General features: G+C 69.0%; 22 protein-coding genes. 6 read left to right on the top strand and 16 right to left on the bottom strand.

Annotation, left to right across the window (positions count from 1 at the left end; all coding sequences use genetic code 11):
* Positions 1–8: 8 nt before the first annotated feature.
* The gene (locus ACLJPX_RS20525) at positions 9–377 is read right to left on the bottom strand and encodes a MarR family transcriptional regulator (RefSeq protein ID WP_410601510.1); all 369 of its coding nucleotides are present in this window, start codon (positions 375–377) and stop codon (positions 9–11) included.
* 63 nt (positions 378–440) lie between these two features.
* Here ACLJPX_RS20525 and ACLJPX_RS20520 point away from each other — a divergent pair, with 63 nt between their 5' ends.
* The gene (locus tag ACLJPX_RS20520; RefSeq protein ID WP_410601509.1) at positions 441–902 is read left to right on the top strand and encodes a MarR family winged helix-turn-helix transcriptional regulator; all 462 of its coding nucleotides are present in this window, start codon (positions 441–443) and stop codon (positions 900–902) included.
* On the opposite strand, the gene ACLJPX_RS20515 is transcribed toward ACLJPX_RS20520, so the two are convergent.
* Positions 878–1,249: a VOC family protein gene (locus ACLJPX_RS20515; protein WP_410601508.1), complete on the bottom strand. Its 372-nt coding sequence runs from the start codon at positions 1,247–1,249 to the stop codon at positions 878–880. The genes ACLJPX_RS20520 and ACLJPX_RS20515 overlap by 25 nt on opposite strands.
* Positions 1,250–1,338: 89 nt before the next feature.
* Here ACLJPX_RS20515 and ACLJPX_RS20510 point away from each other — a divergent pair, with 89 nt between their 5' ends.
* Positions 1,339–2,298 carry a helix-turn-helix transcriptional regulator gene (locus ACLJPX_RS20510; protein ID WP_410601507.1) on the top strand — a complete coding sequence of 320 codons (960 nt, stop codon included), beginning with the start codon at positions 1,339–1,341 and terminating at the stop codon, positions 2,296–2,298.
* Here ACLJPX_RS20510 and ACLJPX_RS20505 read toward each other — a convergent pair.
* Positions 2,252–3,448 carry an FAD-dependent monooxygenase gene (locus ACLJPX_RS20505; RefSeq protein ID WP_410601506.1) on the bottom strand — a complete coding sequence of 399 codons (1,197 nt, stop codon included), beginning with the start codon at positions 3,446–3,448 and terminating at the stop codon, positions 2,252–2,254. The two genes, ACLJPX_RS20510 and ACLJPX_RS20505, sit on opposite strands and share 47 nt — an antisense overlap.
* Before the next feature lie 84 nt (positions 3,449–3,532).
* Between ACLJPX_RS20505 and ACLJPX_RS20500 the strand changes: the two genes are divergently transcribed.
* Positions 3,533–4,015 carry a MarR family winged helix-turn-helix transcriptional regulator gene (locus tag ACLJPX_RS20500; protein ID WP_410601914.1) on the top strand — a complete coding sequence of 161 codons (483 nt, stop codon included), beginning with the start codon at positions 3,533–3,535 and terminating at the stop codon, positions 4,013–4,015.
* A gap of 3 nt (positions 4,016–4,018) precedes the next feature.
* On the opposite strand, the gene ACLJPX_RS20495 is transcribed toward ACLJPX_RS20500, so the two are convergent.
* Positions 4,019–5,203: a serine hydrolase domain-containing protein gene (locus ACLJPX_RS20495; protein ID WP_410601505.1), complete on the bottom strand. Its 1,185-nt coding sequence runs from the start codon at positions 5,201–5,203 to the stop codon at positions 4,019–4,021.
* 494 nt (positions 5,204–5,697) lie between these two features.
* Between ACLJPX_RS20495 and ACLJPX_RS20490 the strand changes: the two genes are divergently transcribed.
* The 3 genes from ACLJPX_RS20490 (at position 5,698) to ACLJPX_RS20480 (ending at position 7,661) form a co-directional block, all read left to right on the top strand.
* Positions 5,698–6,198 (top strand): TetR/AcrR family transcriptional regulator, encoded by a 501-nt coding sequence (locus ACLJPX_RS20490; RefSeq protein ID WP_410601504.1) that lies wholly within the window; start codon positions 5,698–5,700, stop codon positions 6,196–6,198.
* A gap of 13 nt (positions 6,199–6,211) precedes the next feature.
* Positions 6,212–6,562, top strand: a complete 351-nt coding sequence (locus ACLJPX_RS20485) for a hypothetical protein (RefSeq protein ID WP_101611522.1) — start codon at positions 6,212–6,214, stop codon at positions 6,560–6,562.
* A 106-nt stretch (positions 6,563–6,668) separates the two neighbouring features.
* Positions 6,669–7,661 (top strand): aldo/keto reductase, encoded by a 993-nt coding sequence (locus ACLJPX_RS20480; protein WP_410601503.1) that lies wholly within the window; start codon positions 6,669–6,671, stop codon positions 7,659–7,661.
* Between the two features lie 60 nt (positions 7,662–7,721).
* Here ACLJPX_RS20480 and dnaB read toward each other — a convergent pair whose 3' ends face one another.
* The 12 genes from dnaB to ACLJPX_RS20420 all read right to left on the bottom strand — a co-directional run bounded on the left by dnaB (position 7,722) and on the right by ACLJPX_RS20420 (position 17,605).
* Positions 7,722–9,131 (bottom strand): replicative DNA helicase, encoded by a 1,410-nt coding sequence (gene dnaB / locus ACLJPX_RS20475; RefSeq protein WP_410601913.1) that lies wholly within the window; start codon positions 9,129–9,131, stop codon positions 7,722–7,724.
* A 464-nt stretch (positions 9,132–9,595) separates the two neighbouring features.
* Positions 9,596–10,393 (bottom strand): ESX secretion-associated protein EspG, encoded by a 798-nt coding sequence (locus ACLJPX_RS20470; protein WP_101611519.1) that lies wholly within the window; start codon positions 10,391–10,393, stop codon positions 9,596–9,598.
* Between the two features lie 97 nt (positions 10,394–10,490).
* Positions 10,491–11,849 (bottom strand): hypothetical protein, encoded by a 1,359-nt coding sequence (locus ACLJPX_RS20465; RefSeq protein WP_410601502.1) that lies wholly within the window; start codon positions 11,847–11,849, stop codon positions 10,491–10,493.
* A 3-nt stretch (positions 11,850–11,852) separates the two neighbouring features.
* Positions 11,853–12,449 carry a DUF3558 domain-containing protein gene (locus ACLJPX_RS20460; protein WP_410601501.1) on the bottom strand — a complete coding sequence of 199 codons (597 nt, stop codon included), beginning with the start codon at positions 12,447–12,449 and terminating at the stop codon, positions 11,853–11,855.
* Positions 12,449–12,859 carry a hypothetical protein gene (locus ACLJPX_RS20455; protein WP_168214451.1) on the bottom strand — a complete coding sequence of 137 codons (411 nt, stop codon included), beginning with the start codon at positions 12,857–12,859 and terminating at the stop codon, positions 12,449–12,451. Before ACLJPX_RS20455 ends, ACLJPX_RS20460 begins: the two co-directional genes overlap by 1 nt.
* A gap of 165 nt (positions 12,860–13,024) precedes the next feature.
* Complete coding sequence (gene rplI / locus ACLJPX_RS20450; protein ID WP_005168124.1) at positions 13,025–13,480, bottom strand: 50S ribosomal protein L9; 456 nt, start codon at positions 13,478–13,480, stop codon at positions 13,025–13,027.
* Between the two features lie 12 nt (positions 13,481–13,492).
* Positions 13,493–13,741, bottom strand: coding sequence for a 30S ribosomal protein S18 (gene rpsR / locus ACLJPX_RS20445; protein WP_005168122.1), 249 nt, complete (start codon positions 13,739–13,741; stop codon positions 13,493–13,495).
* Positions 13,742–13,816: 75 nt separating this feature from the next.
* Positions 13,817–14,329: a single-stranded DNA-binding protein gene (locus tag ACLJPX_RS20440; RefSeq protein WP_101611516.1), complete on the bottom strand. Its 513-nt coding sequence runs from the start codon at positions 14,327–14,329 to the stop codon at positions 13,817–13,819.
* A gap of 17 nt (positions 14,330–14,346) precedes the next feature.
* Positions 14,347–14,667 (bottom strand): 30S ribosomal protein S6, encoded by a 321-nt coding sequence (gene rpsF, locus ACLJPX_RS20435; protein WP_174720483.1) that lies wholly within the window; start codon positions 14,665–14,667, stop codon positions 14,347–14,349.
* A 101-nt stretch (positions 14,668–14,768) separates the two neighbouring features.
* Complete coding sequence (locus tag ACLJPX_RS20430; RefSeq protein WP_410601500.1) at positions 14,769–15,659, bottom strand: hypothetical protein; 891 nt, start codon at positions 15,657–15,659, stop codon at positions 14,769–14,771.
* Positions 15,660–15,777: 118 nt separating this feature from the next.
* Positions 15,778–16,671 (bottom strand): hypothetical protein, encoded by an 894-nt coding sequence (locus ACLJPX_RS20425; protein WP_410601499.1) that lies wholly within the window; start codon positions 16,669–16,671, stop codon positions 15,778–15,780.
* 124 nt (positions 16,672–16,795) lie between these two features.
* A complete protein-coding gene (locus ACLJPX_RS20420; protein WP_410601498.1) occupies positions 16,796–17,605 on the bottom strand; it encodes a hypothetical protein in 810 nt (269 codons plus the stop codon).
* Between the last annotated feature and the right edge of the window lie 87 nt (positions 17,606–17,692).

The following is a 17,692-nucleotide window of genomic DNA, read 5'->3' as shown; positions in this document are numbered from 1 at the left end:
GTTCCGCGTTATTCCCGCGCGAGGTTCGCCGCCATGTGTTCCAGGACGCCGACCGTCGTCCGGTAGTCGTCGTCGCTGATGCCCGCGGTCGCGCGTGCGCGGAACTCGCCCACCTCGGTCTTGAGGCGAAGGTGTGCCTGCCTTCCGGCGGAGGTCAGGCCACCTTCGTCGTCGACCCAGCCGCGAGTCCGCAGGTCGGCGACGGCCTCCTGTGCTCCCTCGAACGGTGACAGTGCTTCGGCGATCGGGGCCCCGCTGTCGATCGTGTTCAGTGCTTGCCAATGACGGCGGGTCAGCGCTTCGCCGGAGAGGACCCGATCGAGGGAGGATTCGAGGGCCTGGTGAAGGTGGGCGAACCAGAATCCGATGGGCTTCATGGATACTCCTTCATGTAGACGGCAACTACATGTAAAAGTACATGCATTTGGTGAGGATGGGCAATGACGGACGCCGTGGCCGACGTGGAACGCGCGATGATCGCCATCCGGCGGAGCCAGGCGAGGCGCTCGCTCTCGAAGCTCGCCCGCGACCGCGCCGAAACGATGCCCGACCAGGCGGTACAGGGGCTTCTCGACGCCGTCGAGGCGGCCGAAGAGAGCGGCGAACCGGGCACGGTGACCAGCCTCGCGGCGGCGTTGACCATCGACCAGCCGCGCGCGAGCCGCCTGGTCGCGCGGGCCGTCGAGGGTGGTTTCCTCCGGCGTGAAGCCGATCAGCGGGACGGCCGCCGCGCCGTCCTGGTCCTCACCGAGAGCGGACGCGACGAGGTGACGCGGATGCACGAATTCCGCCGCTCGGTGTTCGCCGAGGCGATGGCGGACTGGCCGGAAGACGACCGCCGCGAGTTCGCCCGGCTGCTGACCGCGTTCGTCCGGAACTACGGCGCGCTCGGCGAGAAGTAGTTCACCAGGTTGCCGTCGGGGTCGCGGAACAGCAGGGACCGGTTCCCCCACGGCATCGTGGTCGGCTTCTGCACGATTTCGGCCAGGCCCGCCAGCCGTGCGTACTCCCGGTCGACGTCCGCCACCCGGAACTCGAGGATCGCGGTCCGGTTCGACTCGGGCACCGCGGCGGCGCGGGCGAACAGGGTCATCGTCTCGGCGCTGCCGATCGCCAAGGTGCACGACGGGCCGACGAGTTCGGCGAACTGCTCGGCGGGCCTTCGCGCTTCGAGGCCGGTCACCTTCTCGTAAAACTCGGTGAGGCGGGTGACGTCGTGGGTGATCACGCGGACGGAAACGAACTGCACGGCAGGTCCTTTTACAGGGGAATCAGGAACACCGGCCACGCTAAGAGCAATACTGGACAGGATCCGCCCGGTATTGAGACGCTTTCGCTGTGACCCGGCCCATCGCCCGAGTGCTCGCTCTCCTGGAAATCCTCCAGAGTGGCGGCACCCGCACCGTCGCCGAGCTCGCGGGGCGGCTCGACGTCGACGAACGCACGGTCCGCCGGTATGTCGAACACCTCCTCGACCTGGACATCCCGGTCCGCTCGGTGCGCGGCCGGTACGGCGGGTACCGCCTCGCCCCCGGCTACCGGATGCCGCCGCTGATGCTCACCGACGAGGAGGCCCTGGCGGTCCTGCTCGGCCTGGTCGCGGGACGGCGAGCCGGCCTGATCACCACGTCGGTCGCGGCCGCCGAGAGCGCGGTCGCGAAAGTGCGCCGCGTGCTGCCCGAAGCACTGGGACGTCGGCTGGACGCGCTGCTGGAGGCCGCCGACTTCACCTCGCCCGCCCGGGAAACCCTGTCGGCCGAGGCCGAAGTGCTGCTCACCGTCGCGGAAGCGGCGCGGGATCGCCGCCCGGTCGGGCTCGCGTACCTCGCCGGTCACGGCGGGGCCAGCGAACGCGTCGTCCATCCTTATGGCGTCGTCGCGCATTCCGGGCGGTGGTACCTGACCGGCTTCGACTCGGCCAGCGGCGAGGTGCGCACCTTCCGCGTCGACAGGATCAAGTCGGCCGAGGCACGGACCGGGACTTTCGAGGTGCCCACCGGATTCGACCCGGCCGAGCGAGTGCTGACCGCTCTCGCCGAGACACCGCACCGGCACGACGTCTCCGTGCGGATCCAGGCGACGCCCGAGCGGATCCGCGCCGTCCTCCCGCCGTCCGTGGCCGTCCTGGAAGCCGACGGCGACTGGGTGCGTGCCCGGATCCGGGCCCAGCGGCTCGACTGGATCCCGCCCCTGCTCGCCGCCCTCGACCGGCCGTTCGTCATCGAGCGGCCGGACGACCTTCGTGACCTGGTCAGCGCGCTGGCAGGCCGGCTGGCAGCGCGGGCTCGGGAAGCGTGAGCGCCGAATGCGCGGGCTCTTCCGCGTCTTCGGGCAGCGCCGAAAGGTCACGCAACGCGGCATTGCGCTGCTCCAGGGCCTCGGCCGTACTCGGGAACATGGTGGCGCCCCCGTCGGTGACCAGCGCCTGGTTCAGCCGCACGAACTCCCTGATGCTTCCTTCGTAGGCGGCGAACGCCTCCGTGTGGTCGGCCGTCATGGCCAGCTCGCGGGCCAGCATGTAGGCGCCGACCAGTGCGAGGCTCGACCCCTGTCCGGTGAGGAACGACGGGGCGTGCGCGGCGTCGCCGGCCAGGGCGACCCGGCCGCTGGACCAGCGCGGCAGGTGGATCTGGCTCACGACGTCGAAGAAGAGGTCGTCGGCGTTCCGCATGGTGTCGACCATGAGCGGGACGTGCCATCCGTCCCCGGCGAAGACCGAGGCGACCAGGTCGCGCTGCGTGGCGGGATCCCGGAAGGCGTCGAAGGGCGGTTCGGGGCGGGCGAAGTTCAGGAAGCCGTGCAGTTCGTCGCCGTCCCCGACGGCGTAGAGCACCGCGGCCCTGCCGGGCTTGTTCCAGAGGAGGCCCTCGTGTGAGAGCCCGAAGTCGTTTCGCATGGTGAAGCCCGCGAAGCAGTAGCCGATGTAGTGGTGGAACCGCTCCTCGGGACCGAAGACCAGGGCGCGGGTGTTCGAGTGCAGGCCGTCGGCGCCCACGACGAGGTCGAAGGAGCGTTCGATCCCGCTGTGGAAACGCACGTCCACACCGTCGGCCCGCTGGTCGAGCGTGTCGATGGAGTCGTTGAAGAGGAACTCGACGTCGTCGCGGACCGTGTCGTAGAGGGCCGACGTGAGGTCCCCGCGGCGTACCTCGATGTCGCGGCCCTCCACTCCGCCCGCCACCGCGTCGGGCCTGAGCGAGGCGATTTTCTCGCCGTCGGCGTCGAGGAAGGTGAGTCTGCGGGTGTGGATATGGGCCTCCCGCAGCTGGGGAAGGATCCCCATGTGCCGGACGACGTCGAGAGCGGTACCGCGGACGTCGATGGGATAGCCGCCCCCGCGCACCGCGTCCGCCTTCTCGACGACCGTGACGTCGAAGCCGTAGCGGTGCAGCCAGTACGCGAGTGCCGGGCCCGCGATGCTGGCGCCGGAGATCAGGACGGTGCTCATGAGTGCTCCTTGGATAGGTAACTTAGGTATCCTTATGGGCTCAAGACGACTATATACCTAACTTAGGTATCTTTGTGAGGCGTGATGGACGACACAGGTTCACCGGAGCTCGACCTGATGGCGGTGCTCCCCCGGCTCACGCAGCTCAGCACCGTGCTCAACCGGAGCCGGCTGGGCGAGCGTGCGATGGAAAGTGCCGGGATCACCCTCGACCGGCCCGCGATGACGGTGCTGGTCACGCTGCACATGGCCGACCGGCCGCTGCGGGTCGGCGAGATCGCCGACCGCATGCACGTCGTCGGGCCGCATGTCACCCGGCATCTCAACGGGCTCGAGCGGCGAGGTCTGGTCGTCCGGGTCGCGGATCCCGAGGATCAGCGGGCGCGCCTGATCGAGCTGACCCCGGACGGGAAGGTGATCCCCGATCGGTACCTGCGGACCCTGCTCGGCTGGTTCGGCGACGCCCTGACCGACTGGTCCGAGGAGGACCGCAAGACCTTCGGCGGCCTCCTCGGACGGTTCGTCGACGACCTCACCTCCCGGCTCGAGGTCGTCGACGACGAGTAGCCCTCAGCTCTTGCCGCAGAACACCGTCTTGAGGAGTTTGGCCAGCGCCGCAGGGAACGCCGCGTCACTGACGGTGGCCCCGGAGGTGACCGAGGCGGTCATCGTCTTGCGGCCGTCGGGGGTGCTGTACATCAGCGCCCCGTAGCCGTTGTTGCTGCCGTTGTGGCTGAGGACGATGCCGCCGCAGTCCGGTCCCAGGTCCTTCGAGAACTGTCCGAGGCCGTAGAAGCCGAAGAGGCTTTCGCTCTGCGGGTGTGTCTTGCGCATCTCGGTCAGCAGCCAGGCCGGGAGGATCTTTCCGCTCTGCAGGGCCGAGAAGTACGTCTGGAGATCCTTGGTCGTCGAGATCATGTCGCCGGCGCTGGAGACCCAGGACGGGTTCTGGTGGGTGACGTCGAGCGTCTTCTGCTGACCGGCGTCGTCGTAGGTGTAGTAGGCGTGTGCGTACGGCTTGGGCATCCCGGACCATGCGCCCGGCGACAAGGTGTCCCGCAGCTTCAGTGGCCGCAGGATCCGCCGGTCCAGTTCGTCGGCGAACGAGTGGCCGGTGACCGCCTCGGCCAGCAGCCTGAGCACGACGTAGTTGGTGTTGGAGTAGCTCCAGCCCGCGCCCGGCTCGAACCGGGGCGGCTTGGACAGCGACAGCCGGACCAGTTCCTCCGGCTGGTAGGTGTGGAAGCGCTTGTCCACCCATTCCCGGCCCTGCCACGGGATCCCCGGCACAACCGTCCCGTCCGGGAAGTACTCGCCGGTGTGGTTGAACAACCCGCTGGTGTGCTGGAGCAGCATCCGCACGGTGATCCGCCGGTCGAAGCCGAACCGGGGCAGGAAACCCGTCACCGGGGTGTCGAGGCCGATCCTGCCCTCGGCCACCAGGCGCAGCACCAGGGTCGCGGTGAAGTTCTTCGACGCGCTGCCGACGCGGAAGTGGCCGTCGGTCGGCGGTTTCGCGGTCCCGCCCAGCTCGCGCACCCCGGCGCTGCCGGTCCATTCGCCCAGCTTGTCGCGGACTCGAAGCTGCATCCCGGCGAACCCGTTGTCGACGAACTCCTGGACGGCCTGTCGCAGCTCCGGGCGATCCTGCCCGGCGGAGGCCGTCGACACGGTGACGCCCGCCAGCAGCGTGGCGGCCACCGCGGTGACGCCGGCGCGCCGGATGAACTTGGTACCCCTCAGTGAAGTGCTCATGGGACCACGTTCGCGGGTCGCGCTGACACGAGGCAGTCATGCCGCTGACATCAGCGTGAGAGTCGGGCCTCGATGCCTCCGGATAGGGCCCGAGCGCGGCTTTGCCAGCGGTCGCGCCGAGCCTTCGGTCTCGCGGATCTGGCCGGCCGACGAGAGCCGACCGCATCCTGACTGTCCACAGAGGACACCTCCGGGCGAGTAAATGTCTGATTGATGCCCATCTGCACGCTTTGCAACGGGGGTCGTGAGTGATAAGGCGCGTTCTAACCCTCTTTGTCACTCACGACCCTCTCAAAAACCGCACATATAACCATTAATCGGACATTTGGCTGGCAGAGAGTGTCCCCTGTGGACACTCGGGAAACGACTGGCGCCCGCTGGCCGGTCCGGAACCACGCCGCGAAGGCCCCTCTTTATCCCTCACGAGACCCCACGCAACTTTTGAGGAACGATCGTTCTTGACTGATCGTTCCTCAAAAAGCTAACCTCGGGGCATGGGCAGGCGAAGGGCGTTCGACGAGGACGAGGTGGTGCGCGCCGCCGTGGGGTTGTTCGGTGGCCGCGCGTACGACGGGGTGTCCATCGACGACCTCGTCGCCCACCTCGGCGTGCACCGCAACAGCCTGTACAAGACGTTCGGCAGCAAACGCGGCCTCTACCTGGTCGCCCTGCGCCGCCACCTCGCCGACGACGTCCGCCCCCTGGCCGAAGCACTCGCCGCGGCGACCGACGCGGCGACCGCGTTGCGGCTCGTCACGTCGGCCGACCTCGATCTGCTGCTGCTCGCGGCGGTCGAACGGGCACCGGCCGACGAGGAGGTGGCCGCCGAGGTGGGCGCGGCGCTGGCCGCGGTCGACCAGGCGATCGCCGACGCGCTCGGCATCTCCACCGCCCTGGCCGCCGCCCTCACGGCCGCCGCTCTGGGCCTCCGCCTGCGCGGTGACCCCGAAGGTGCCGGCAGCGCGCTGACCCAACGCCTCGATCCTCTCGACTGACAAGGAAACAGACATGGCACTGGTCACCATCGACGGCGACGAACTCGTCGTCGTGATCGAAGGTCTCGACAAGCTCTGGGCCTTCAAGAGCAGCCTGACCATCCCGCTGGCCAACGTCCGCGGCGCGACCGCGGATCCCGGCATCGCCGCCGACCCCAAGGGAATCCGGGCGCCGGGTGCCCACTTGCCCGGCGTGATCACGGCGGGCACGTTCCACCTCGACGGCGAAAAGGTCTTCTGGGACGTCAAGAACCCATCGAAAGCCGTGGTGATCGAACTCGCCGACGAGCGCTACACCCGGCTGGTCCTCCAGGTCGACGACCCGCGCGAGACCGTCGCGCTGGTCGAAAACGCCCTGCGCTGAAGGGTCTCCCGGCTTGACGTCGAGCGCGCTCCAGGTCCTAGCGTCGGTGGCGTTCGTCAGCCTTCGAGGTATCGCCCGGTCGGCCGGGCAGGAGGAGTGTCCGCGCATGATCACCCGAACCACGCTCGGCTCGCCCGGTCTCACCGTCGGCGCGATGGGCCTGGGGTGCATGGGGATGAGCGAGAGCTACGGCGCCGCCGACTGGGACGGCGGCCTGGCCACCATCGACCGGGCCCTGGAGCTGGGTGTCACGTTCCTGGACACCGCCGACGCCTACGGCACCGGGCACAACGAGGTGCTGGTGGGCCGGGCCATCCACGGCCGCCGGGAGCAGGTGCAGCTGGCCACCAAGTTCGGCATCGACCGCAGCGCCGGCGACCGGGCGCGTCGCATCCGCGGTGCCCGGGACTTCGTGCTGCGATCCTGCGACGCCTCGCTGCTGCGGCTGGGTGTCGACGTGATCGACCTGTACTACGCCCACCGTCCGCCCCAGGACGTGGAGATCGAGGAGACCGTCGGGGCGATGGCCGAGCTGGTCGAGGCGGGCAAGGTCCGGCATCTGGGCCTGTCCGAGGTCGACGGCGACCTGCTGCGCCGGGCGCACGCGGTGCACCCGATCACCGCGGTGCAGAGCGAGTACTCACTGTGGACCCGCGACGTCGAGGCGGTCACCCCGGTGATGGCCGAGCTGGGGGTCGGGCTGGTGCCGTACTCGCCGCTGGGTCGGGGGTTCCTGACCGGCAGCCTGGATCGCTCCACACTGGGCGAGAAGGACTTCCGGCGCACCAACCCCCGCTTCGCCGGCGAGGCGGGCGAGGCCAACGAGAAGATCGCGCAGACCGTGCGCGAGGTGGCCGACCGGCTGGGTGCCACCCCGGCCCAGGTAGCGCTGGCCTGGGTGTACGCCCAGGCCGAGCGGCTCGGGGTGGCGGTGGCGACTATTCCGGGCACCCGCAGCCCGGCCCGGTTGGAGCAGAACGCGGCCGCGCTGGAGCTCATCCTGGACGCCGAGGCGCTGGCCGCGCTGGCTCCGCTGAGCGACCAGGTGACGGGTGAGCGCTACACCCCCGCGCACACCGCTGAGGTCGCTCGGGGTTAGCCGGCGGGCTCGACGCGAACGACGCCCAGGATCATCCCCGGAGCCCGGGTCGATCTCGCCCTAGTCGTGCGACAGGTCGACGAACCGGCTGTAGTGCAGCTGGTGCGCGACGGTGATCGTCGCCGTCGGCCCGGCACGGTGCTTGGCGATGATCAGGTCCGCTTCACCCGCGCGCGGGTCGTCCCGCTCCCAGGCGTCCGGCCGGTTGACCAGGATGACGAGGTCGGCGTCCTGCTCCAGTGAGCCGGACTCACGGAGGTCGGACAGCATCGGGCGTTTGTCGGTCCGCTGCTCGGGACCACGGTTCAGCTGGCTGATCGCGATCACCGGGACCTCGATCTCCTTCGCCAGCAGCTTCATCTGCCGCGAGAACTCCGAGACTTCCTGCTGCCGCGACTCGACGCGCTTGCCCGAGGTCATCAGCTGCAGATAGTCGAGGACGACGAGCTTGAGGTCGTTGCGCTGTTTCAGCCGCCGGGCCTTCGCGCGGATCTCCATCATCGTCATGTTCGGCGAGTCGTCGACGAACAGCGGCGCCTCGGAGACCTCGCTCATCCGGCGCGCGAGCCGGGTCCAGTCGTCGTCGGACATCTTGCCACCGCGCATGTCCGCCAGGCGGATTCGAGCCTCGGCCGAGAGCATGCGCATGACGATCTCGGTCCTGCTCATTTCCAGCGAGAAGATGACGCTGGTCAGACCGTGTTTGATGGAGGCCGAACGCGCGAAGTCGAGTCCCAGCGTCGATTTACCGACACCGGGGCGTGCCGCGACGATGATCATCTGGCCGGGGTGCAGGCCGTTGGTCAGATCGTCGAAGTCGGCGAACCCGGTCGGGATGCCCTGCGACTGCCCGCCGCGCGACGCGATCGCGTCGATCTCGTCCATGGTCGGCTGGAGCAGTTCCTCCAGCGCGACGTAGTCCTCACTGGTGCGCCGCTCGGTGACGTCGTAGATCGCGGCCTGCGCGCGGTCGACGACCTCGTCGATGTTCGCGCCGTCGGCCGCGGCCGCGCCGTAGCCGTACTGCACGATCCGCGTGCCCGCCTCGACCAGGCGCCGCAGCACCGCCTTCTCGGAGACGATCTCCGCGTAGTACCCGGCGTTCGCCGCCGTCGGCACCGTCGCGATCAGGGTGTGCAGGTACGGCGCGCCGCCGACACGGCCGAGTTCGCCGCGGCGTTCCAGTTCGGCGGAGACGGTGATCGGGTCGGCGGGCTCGCCTCGCCCGTAGAGGTCGAGGATGACGTCGTAGACGGCCTGGTGTGCCGGCTTGTAGAAGTCGTCGGGGCCGAGTGCTTCGATGACGTCGGCGACGGCGTCCTTCGACAGCAGCATGCCGCCGAGCACGGACTGCTCGGCCGCGATGTCCTGCGGCGGCTGGCGGTCGTATTCCCCGCCACGCGGACCGGGGTCGCTGGGACCCGGGTCGGACTCCGCGTACATCGGATTGCGGTCGTCGGTCAGCGCCACCGCTGCTGCCACCTCCTCAAGCATCGAACACGCGTTCGATTATGCCAGAATTTCCCCGGTCGGTCCGCCTGTGCCCACCGGCCGCCCTCCCGCGGCCCCCGGTGCTCCCCTTCGGCCGGAAGAACGCCACTGTGCGTACCGGCCAATCGGGCACGGTAGGCCCCCCGAAAGGACGAGCGCAATTTCGCCTGGGGACCGCCCTGTGGACAACCTGGGGATGACTGCGGGCATCCCTTCACAGGTGGCCCAAAGCCTGTGTACAACTTGTGGGCAACGCTGGAGCGGTCTGACAAAAGTGCTGGTCAAACCCTGTGGAGACACTGTGGAGAACTTTATTCAACTCCATGCGGCGTGTCGGGCAAAACCGGTCGTTCGGCGTGTCGCACGGGGGCGCACAGGGGTGCCCTGTGGATGAATACTACGGAGCGTAGAGCCATGACCCGGTGGGCTGAACGGCGTCGAATTCAGGACGCGAACAACCTGCCCTGTGCGCTCCGTAGTCGTTCTCCGAGAACCTGCTGGTCGGCGGGTGTGAAGGCGATCCGAGGCTCGCCACTCCCCGGTATCTCTTCGGTCAGCCACCGGCCCTCGGTCGTATCGATGTAGTTCACCGGGCGTTCGATCCGCTGCCGCGCGCCGCTCCGGCCGCGTGCGGCGACGTACAGGCTGCCGCTCCCCAAACGGCGCAACGCGAGGATGCGGCGAAGCTCGTCGGCCTCCTGACTGCCGGCGCTCTGCCGTCCGCTGCGAAGCACCTCGAAGCCCTCGTCCTGCGCCGTCGACGACGAGCGCGAAGCCTCGACCTGACTCTTCGGGACGGCCACCGGGCGGCCGCGTCCCGGTGCGAGCTTCGGGATCTGGTCGAGGAACTCGGTGAGCAGTTCTTCGGGGCGCGCCGAAGCGAGCGCGACACCGTCGTGCTCACTGTGGCGGGCGAGGACGAAGCCCTCCCCTCCGGCGCTTCCCGCGAGCACGGTGAAGCTCAGCGCCTTGCCCTCGAACCCGCCGTCGACCCAGCCGTAGTACTCCAGGGACGGCCTGGCGATCGCTTCGAGCGTCGCCTTGAACCCGGGGTGCAGGCCCCGCGCACCGAAGAGGCCCTGGCTCGCCAGTTCCTCGTTGGTCCGCTCGTCCTCGGCCCGCTGCGCGTCCTCGTCGTACCAGGTCGGTGTCTCCGACAGGATCGTGTGCGGCTCGCCGCCGCGGCGGCGGATCAGCGTGATGAGGGTGCCGGTCGTGATGGTGACCTGCTTGTCCAGCACCGGAACTGCCCCCTAGTCGTTCTTGGTCGTCCAGCCCGGAACAAGACAAGCCGGGCGCGGCCCCAATCTTGGCACGCGCCCGGCTCGCCTGTTCGTATTACTCCCCGATCACCGGCGGTGCGGTGAGTTCGTCGGTTCCGAAGATCTCGTTGGGGTCGTCGCCGACGAGGAACTTGGAGCTGCGCTCCTCGTCCTCGGCACCCTTCCCCTTGGCGCCACCGGCTCCCATACCGCCCATGCCGCCCATCATTCCGCCCGCGCCGCGACCCGCTCCGGCACCGGCGCCCGCCGCGCCGCCGCCCATACCGGCACCGCCCATCGCGCCCGCGCTGCCGGGCATGGCCGCGCCACTCCCGCTGCCGGGTCCGAACCCGCCGCCACCGGGGCCGAAGCCACCACCGTCCGGGCCGAAGCCGCCCGCGCCGGGGATGTCGGTGCCGCCGAAACCGCCGCCACCGCCTCCGCCGCCACTCGGGCCGAAGCCTCCGGCGCCGGGGATCTTCGGCGGGGTGAAGCCGGACGCGCTCGTCCCGTCGTCCCAGCCGGGCGGCTTGTAGTTGCTGCCGGGGATGTTCGGGTTGTACTGCCCGCCGGGCAGGTTCGAGCCCGGCAGGTTCGACCCGGGGAGGTTCGATCCCGGAAAGTTCGACCCGGGCATGTTGCCGCCCGGCAGGTTCGAACCGGGCAGGTTCGAGCCCGGCGTGCCGATGCCCGGCATGTTCGAACCGGGGACGCTCGGCATCCCGCCGGGCGGCATCGAACCGGGCGGCGTCGAGATGCCCGGCATGCCGTTGTTCCCGTTGCGGTCGCCCTGGCCGCCGCCGTCCTTGTCCTTGTCGTTACCGCCGCCGCCGTTGACGTCGACGTTCGACTTCTGCCCCTCCATCTTGTTGTAGGTGGGCAGGCCCTTGCCGTTCTCGGAACTGGCCTTGAAGTACTCGTTGAACGCGTCGACGTTCGCCTGACCCTTGGAGTTGTAGTCCCGGATCGCGCGGTCGGTGTCGGTGGTCCACGGGGTGATCGAGTTGAGCAGGTTGTTCTTCGGCGGGTCCTTCGGGACCTGCTGCACCTTCGCCTTCACCGTGGTGAACGCGGTGTTCTGCTCGCCGAGGTACTTGTCGGAGTCCGCCAGCTTCTTGCCGGAGTCGTCCATCCACACGCGCAGCGGATGCGCGCCGGACTGCTGCGCGGCTTCGGCGCTCTTGCCGGTCCAGGCGGCGTCCATCTCCTTCGACAGGTTGTCGATGGTGGTCAGCCTGTCCTGGTAACCGGCCTTGAGCCGGGTGGCCGCGGCCTGTCCCTCCTGGATCGACCCGGTGCCCGGACCGGTGACGATCTTCTCCCAGATGTTGTAGCAGTCGATCTTGCGATCGCCGCCCGACGCTTCGAAGTCGCCGGATTTCGTGGTCGCCAGGTTGTAGGCCGAGTATCCGGCGATGATCGGCAGCAGGAACACGCGTCAGCCCTCCTTCAACGTCTCGATCATCGCTTCCCCCACTTTGAGCGCGACGGGGCACGGCTCGCTCGCGCCGGGCCCGTTGTCGTACTGCACCAGGATGTTGACGGCCAGCTGGTCGGTCACGCCGACGAAGAGGCCGCATTTGCCGCTCTTGCGGTCGTCGAGCGCCGCGGCGTACACCGCCGGGTACCCGGCGACCTCGGTCGTCTCGAAGTAGGCGTCGTTGGCCTTCGTGTCGTAGACGTCGCTGAGGCCGTTCTTGTTCGCGAGCACCGGGCTGATCTCGATCTGGTTCAGCCGGTCGTCCGCGGCGAAGATCGAGCAGCCGGGTCCGGCGCTCGTGGTCCGTCGCTCGCCTTCGCCGAGACCGAGCTCGGACCGCTTCGCCGCCGAGAGCGCGGCGCACGCGTCGCTCTCGATCGACGAGGTCTTCAGAGGGTTCGACACCTTGGGCGCGGAGCCGGACGAGCCGCTCGACGCGCTCGGAGAGCCTGTCGTGTACGACGGCTCCGAGGTGGTGGCGGTGCCGTTCTTGGTGCCGGAACAGCCGGCGAGCAGCGCACCGGCGGCGAGGATGAGAACGAGGGAACGTCGCATCACACGGCCTTGTGCTTGTTGAGCGAGGCCTGCGTCTCGGCTTCGTTCGTCGCGATCTTCTGCTTCGCAGTGGTCAGCTGGTCGATGTAGTTCTTGACGTAGTCCTGCATCTTCTGGTTCTGCTCCAGGAACGCCTTGCCCGACGGGTTGGCCAGCTTCTCCCAGTCGCCGCTCGCGAACTCCTTGCCGGGCGCCTTGACGTTCGCCATCAGGTTCGCGTCGGCGTAGTCCCTCTTGAGCTCGACCTGCAGGTCCGTCCACTTCTTGATGATGCCGTCGATCTTGTCCTTGTCGAAGGCGAACCCGCCGCCACCTCCGCCCGACGTCGAGGGCGCCTTGTCCGGATTGGCCGGCGCGGACACCGTGACCTTCTCCTGCCGGTTCTGCTCGGCGTTGCTGTCGTAAGCCATGGTTCCAGATCCCCTTTTGAGTCCCCGTGCCTCAAATGTCGAGTCTCATAATGCCTTGATCCCCCGTCAAGGGCTCAGACGCAGCCCGCGGCGGCCGGGTTCCGCGGAAAGCAAAGGGCGGGACACCTCCGCGAAGGAGACGTCCCGCCCTTTGGCGAAGCGGTGTTACTTGGCCTTGACCTCGAGCCGCACGTCGACGCGGACGTCGGGGTGCAGACGGGCGCCGACCGAGTGCTTGCCCACGGTCTTGATGTGGTCCTTCAGCTCGATGACGCGCTTGTCGAGCAGCGGGCCACCCGCGGCCTTGATCGCGTCCACGATCTCGGCGGTGGTGATCGAACCGAAGAGCTTCTTCGAGCCCTCGGCCGCCTTGCCGCTCAGCTGGATGGCGCCGAGGCCCTCCAGGGTCGCCTTGATCTCCTTGGCGTGGTCGAGGTCGCGGATGCGACGGCTCTCCTGCGCCCGCTTGATCGTGCGCACGTTCTTCTCCGCGCCCTTGGTGGCCACGATGGCGTAGCCGCGGGGGAGCAGGTAGTTGCGTGCGTAGCCGTCCTTGACCTCGACGATGTCGCCGGGTCCACCGAGGTTGGCGACGTCGGTGGTGAGAATGATCTTCGCCATTGACGTGCCTCCTTAGCGTGCGGTCGAGGTGTAGGGCAGCAGCGCCATTTCGCGGGAGTTCTTGACCGCGATGGCGATGTCACGCTGGTGCTGGCTGCAGTTGCCGGTGACCCGGCGGGCACGGATCTTCCCGCGGTCGGAGATGTACTTCCGAAGCAGGTTGGTGTCCTTGTAGTCGATGTTCTCCGGGCGGCCCTTCTTCTCGGCCTTGCAGAACACGCAGACCTTCTTCTTGGGCTTGCGGATGGGTGGCTTGGCCACGGTTCTACTCCTGAATTCCTACGTAGTGGTTGTGTCGAGGCGACTCGCGGGCCGGAGCCCGCGGCGGACGCCTGGCTAGAAGGGCGGCTCGTCGGAGAAGCCGCCGCCACCGCCGCCGCCACCGGCGGGCGGAGCGGAGCCCCACGGGTCGTCGGCGGGCGGGCCGCTCTGGCCACCACCGCCGCCGCCACCGAAGCCGCCGCCTCCACCGCCACCGGTGCCACGGCTGACCTTGTTCACCTTGGCGGTGGCGTAACGCAGCGAGGGGCCGATTTCATCGACCTCGAGCTCGACGACGGTGCGCTTCTCGCCTTCCTTGGTCTCGAAAGACCGCTGCTTGAGGCGCCCCTGCACGACGACTCGCGCGCCGCGGGTCAGCGACTCGGCGACGTTCTCGGCCGCCTGACGCCAGATGTTGCAGCGCAGGAACAGGGCCTCGCCGTCCTTCCACTCACCGGACTGCTTGTCCAGCGTGCGCGGGGTGGACGCGACCGTGAAGTTCGCGACCGCCGCACCGGAAGGGGTGAAGCGAAGCTCCGGGTCGGACGTGAGGTTGCCGATCACCGTGATGACGGTGTCTCCAGCCATCGGGAAAGTCCTTCGGCTCAGGCCTTGGCGGCGACGGCAGCGGCGCGCTTGATCTCGCGGCGCATGACCTTGGTGCGGAGCACGGTCTCCTGCAGCGAGAGCTGACGGTCCAGCTCCTTCACCGCTTCGAAGCTGGAGTTCAGGTCGAGGAGCGCGTAGATGCCCTCGGCGTGCTTCTTGATCTCGTAGGAGAGCCGGCGACGGCCCCAGACGTCGACCTTCTCGACGCTTCCGCCCGAAGTGCGGATGACGTTGAGGAAAGTGTCCAGCGTGGGGGCGACCGTGCGCTCGTCGAGCGTGGGGTCAAGGATGACCATTACCTCGTAATGGCGTGACACAACCACTCACCTCCTATGGGCTCGCGGTCACGGACTGTCCGTGACAGGAGGGTTTGTCCAGGTAAGAGTACCTGGCGGCTTCCGGCGGTCCCGAGCGGGCGTCAGGAGACGCGGCGCAGGACCCAGGTGCGGACCAGCGCGGCGGTCACGCCGGCGAGCACGAGGACCGCGAGCAGCATCGGCAGCTGGACGTCGCCACCGGGCAGGCCGTCGGTCGCGAGCGCCTCGGCGTTGCCCGCGTTGCGGACGTCGGTGCCCTGTCCGGCCTGGCCGTCGGCACCGGGGACGCCGTACTGCGGGCCACCCTCACCGGGAAGCGGGCTGTTGGCCGGGTAACGCACGCCCGGCGCCACCGCGACACCCGGCTGCGCGACCGGCAGGTTGCCGTACTCGCGCGGCGGGGCGTAGCCGGTGCCGTTGCTGCCACCGGGGAGCAGGTTCGGGGAGGACGGGACGCCGTTGGTGCCGCCGCCGTTGCCGCCCTGCTGCGGTGCGGTGGTGCCGGGGGTGGGCAGCGTCGGCGCGACGTAGTTCGTCGCGACCGTGGTCAGGCCACAGCTCCCGGCGACCTTGTGCGCGATGGTGTCCAGCGTCTTGTCCGGGTTGAGGCCGAGGCCCCAGGACTTGGTCTCCTTGACCGCCTGCCGCACGGCCGCACCGATCGTCTTGCCGTCGATCGTGCCGCCCGCGGAACTCGGGACGGAGCCGACGGAGATGGTGTTGACCTTGGCGATGTCGTTCGCGGCGACGTCGTAGAGGGCGAGCGTGCCCGCTTCCTTCGCGCCCGCGCGCACCAGTTCCTTGACCGACGAGCCGGTGATCGCGACGGTGTCGTTCATCCCGCCGTTGACGGTGCCGCCGCAGGCGTTCGCCAGCGTGGTGGCGGCCGAGGCGGTGCCCGCCGTCAGGAGCGCGCCACCGGTGACCATGGTCGCGAGTGCGGTGACGGTGAGCGCCTTGCGGGTGGTCTGCCAGATGGTGGTCTTCCGCACGAGCGCGATCCTCCGGGTCGGTGGGGGCGTCAGGCAGTGCATCAGGTTTTCACCAGAGAGAAAAGCACTACCAACGGGGATAACGAGGGAGTGACCAGAAAGATACTAGGCGGTAGGACTAACTTGTAGCGGCCATTCGGCGGAGTACCCAGGTGCGAACCAGGCCCGCGCTGACTCCGGAGAGTGCCAAAACGGCGATCAGCAGCGGCAGTTTCCCGTCTTGAGTGAATCCATCGCTCACACTCGGTAGCGCCTCGGCCTGTCCCGCATTCTGGACGTCCGGATTACCGGCGGCGTTCTCACCCTCGGCGGCGAGGCCGAACTGCGGCGTGTAGCCCGGGATCTGGCCGCCGTACCGCAGTCCGGGCGAGGGGCTGAAGAGACCGGCCATCGCCATCGGGATGGAGCTGTAGTCGCGCATCGGGGCGTAGCCCGTGCTGGCGCCCCAGGGGAGGCCACCGAAGTTCGGGGTGAAGGTGCCGGGCAGCAGCGGACTGTTCGCCGCCGGGATGCTGCCCGCCGGATTCCCGCCCTGTGCCGGGGCGCCGGGTCCGCCGGTCTGCGGGCCGCCGGTGCCGGGCGTACCGGTGCCGGGCTTCTCGGGTGCGGGCTTGCCGCCGGGCGCTGGTTTGCCCGCGCCGGTCAGGGCGTCGTGGGTACCGGTGACGGCGCCGGTCAGCGCTTCGGCGGCGGGTTCGCCGATGACCGGGACCGGCGCGACCACGGCGTTCACCACGGTCACCGTCACCTTGCAGACCGTGCCGAGCAGCGCGTTGATCGTGCCGGTGAGGATTCCGGAGACCGGGCCGGCGTGGCCCAGGTCGAGCGGGATGCCGAGCAACGGCGTCTTCCCGAGGATCTTGTCGCCGGTCTTCGCGGTCACCGAACCACCGCAGACGGCGGTCTTGGTCTCGGCGGCGGCGGCCGTGCCAGGCATGGCGAGGGCGGCCGAGCCCGCGAGAATGAAGGCCGAGGCACCCAGGGCCGTCGCCCTCCGTGTCCGTTCGCGCATGCCTTCGACTCCTCCGTCGTCGGGTTCACCTACCTGCCCAACGACGCTAATGGAGACAAGTAACGCCCGCTCACTCGAAGAGGTCAGGCATTCGAGTGGAAGCGGGCGTCACTGACGGTGAAGATCAGGCGGGCTTGCCCCGCAGCCAGGCTCGGACCAGCGCCGCGGCGACGACGGCCAGCGCCAGCACCGCGAGCAGCAACGGCAGCTTGGCCGGGGCGACCGGCGCCTGGACGGCCTGCGCGTTGCCGGTGTCCTTCTCGTCGACGGTGGGCGGCACCTCGCCGGGGATGATCTCGGTGATCACCGGCGCCTGGACGAAGTTCCCGGGCAGCAGCGCCGCGTTGCTGATGACGCCCGCGATCGAGTCGCCGCCGATGCCGGTGGAGGAACCCGGGCCGGTTTCGACGGGGAGTTCGCTGCCCGGCCCGCCCGGCTGACCCGGCTTCGGAGGCTGGGGCTGCGGCGGGTTCGGCCCGGGGTTCGGCGGTTCGGGCTCGGGCTCGGGGTCCGGACCTGGATCGGGCGGAATGGGGAGTTCGTCGACGACGCCCTGCGTCAGGTTGCCGACCGCGTTCACCACACCCTGAGCGGGCGGGCAGGCACCCTTCGCGACGAGGTCGCCGACCGCGTTGTCGGTGAGGCCGGTGGCCTTGACCAAGTCCCCGACCGGCAGCGAGAGCAGTGGCTTCTTGCCCTGGGCCGTCTTGGCCTTCGAGTCCAAACCGACCGTCAGCGCCTCGGGCGAGTTGAGCGGCGCGCCCGCGTCGAGAACGAGGCCGTCCGCGGTCTCCCCGTTCTGGAGTGTCGCGGCGCATTTGCCGGAAAGGGTCGGATTCGGCTCGGCGGCCATCGCGGTCATCGGGAACGCGAGTCCGGCCGATACCGAAAGTGCGAAACCCAGTGCCGTGATCCGCCCGGCAGTCTTCCCCATCGAGTTCGTCCTCCGCCCCTCAAGACCCAACGCGGTTTTAACGGAACGCGCTCACGCTACCCCACGAGCGTGACGAACCTGGGCCGC

Origin of the sequence: Amycolatopsis sp. lyj-90, from assembly GCF_046549035.1 — a bacterium.
Classification (GTDB): domain Bacteria; phylum Actinomycetota; class Actinomycetes; order Mycobacteriales; family Pseudonocardiaceae; genus Amycolatopsis.
The sequence above is the reverse complement of the archived record's forward strand: the minus strand, read 5'-3'. Positions and strand labels throughout refer to the sequence as shown.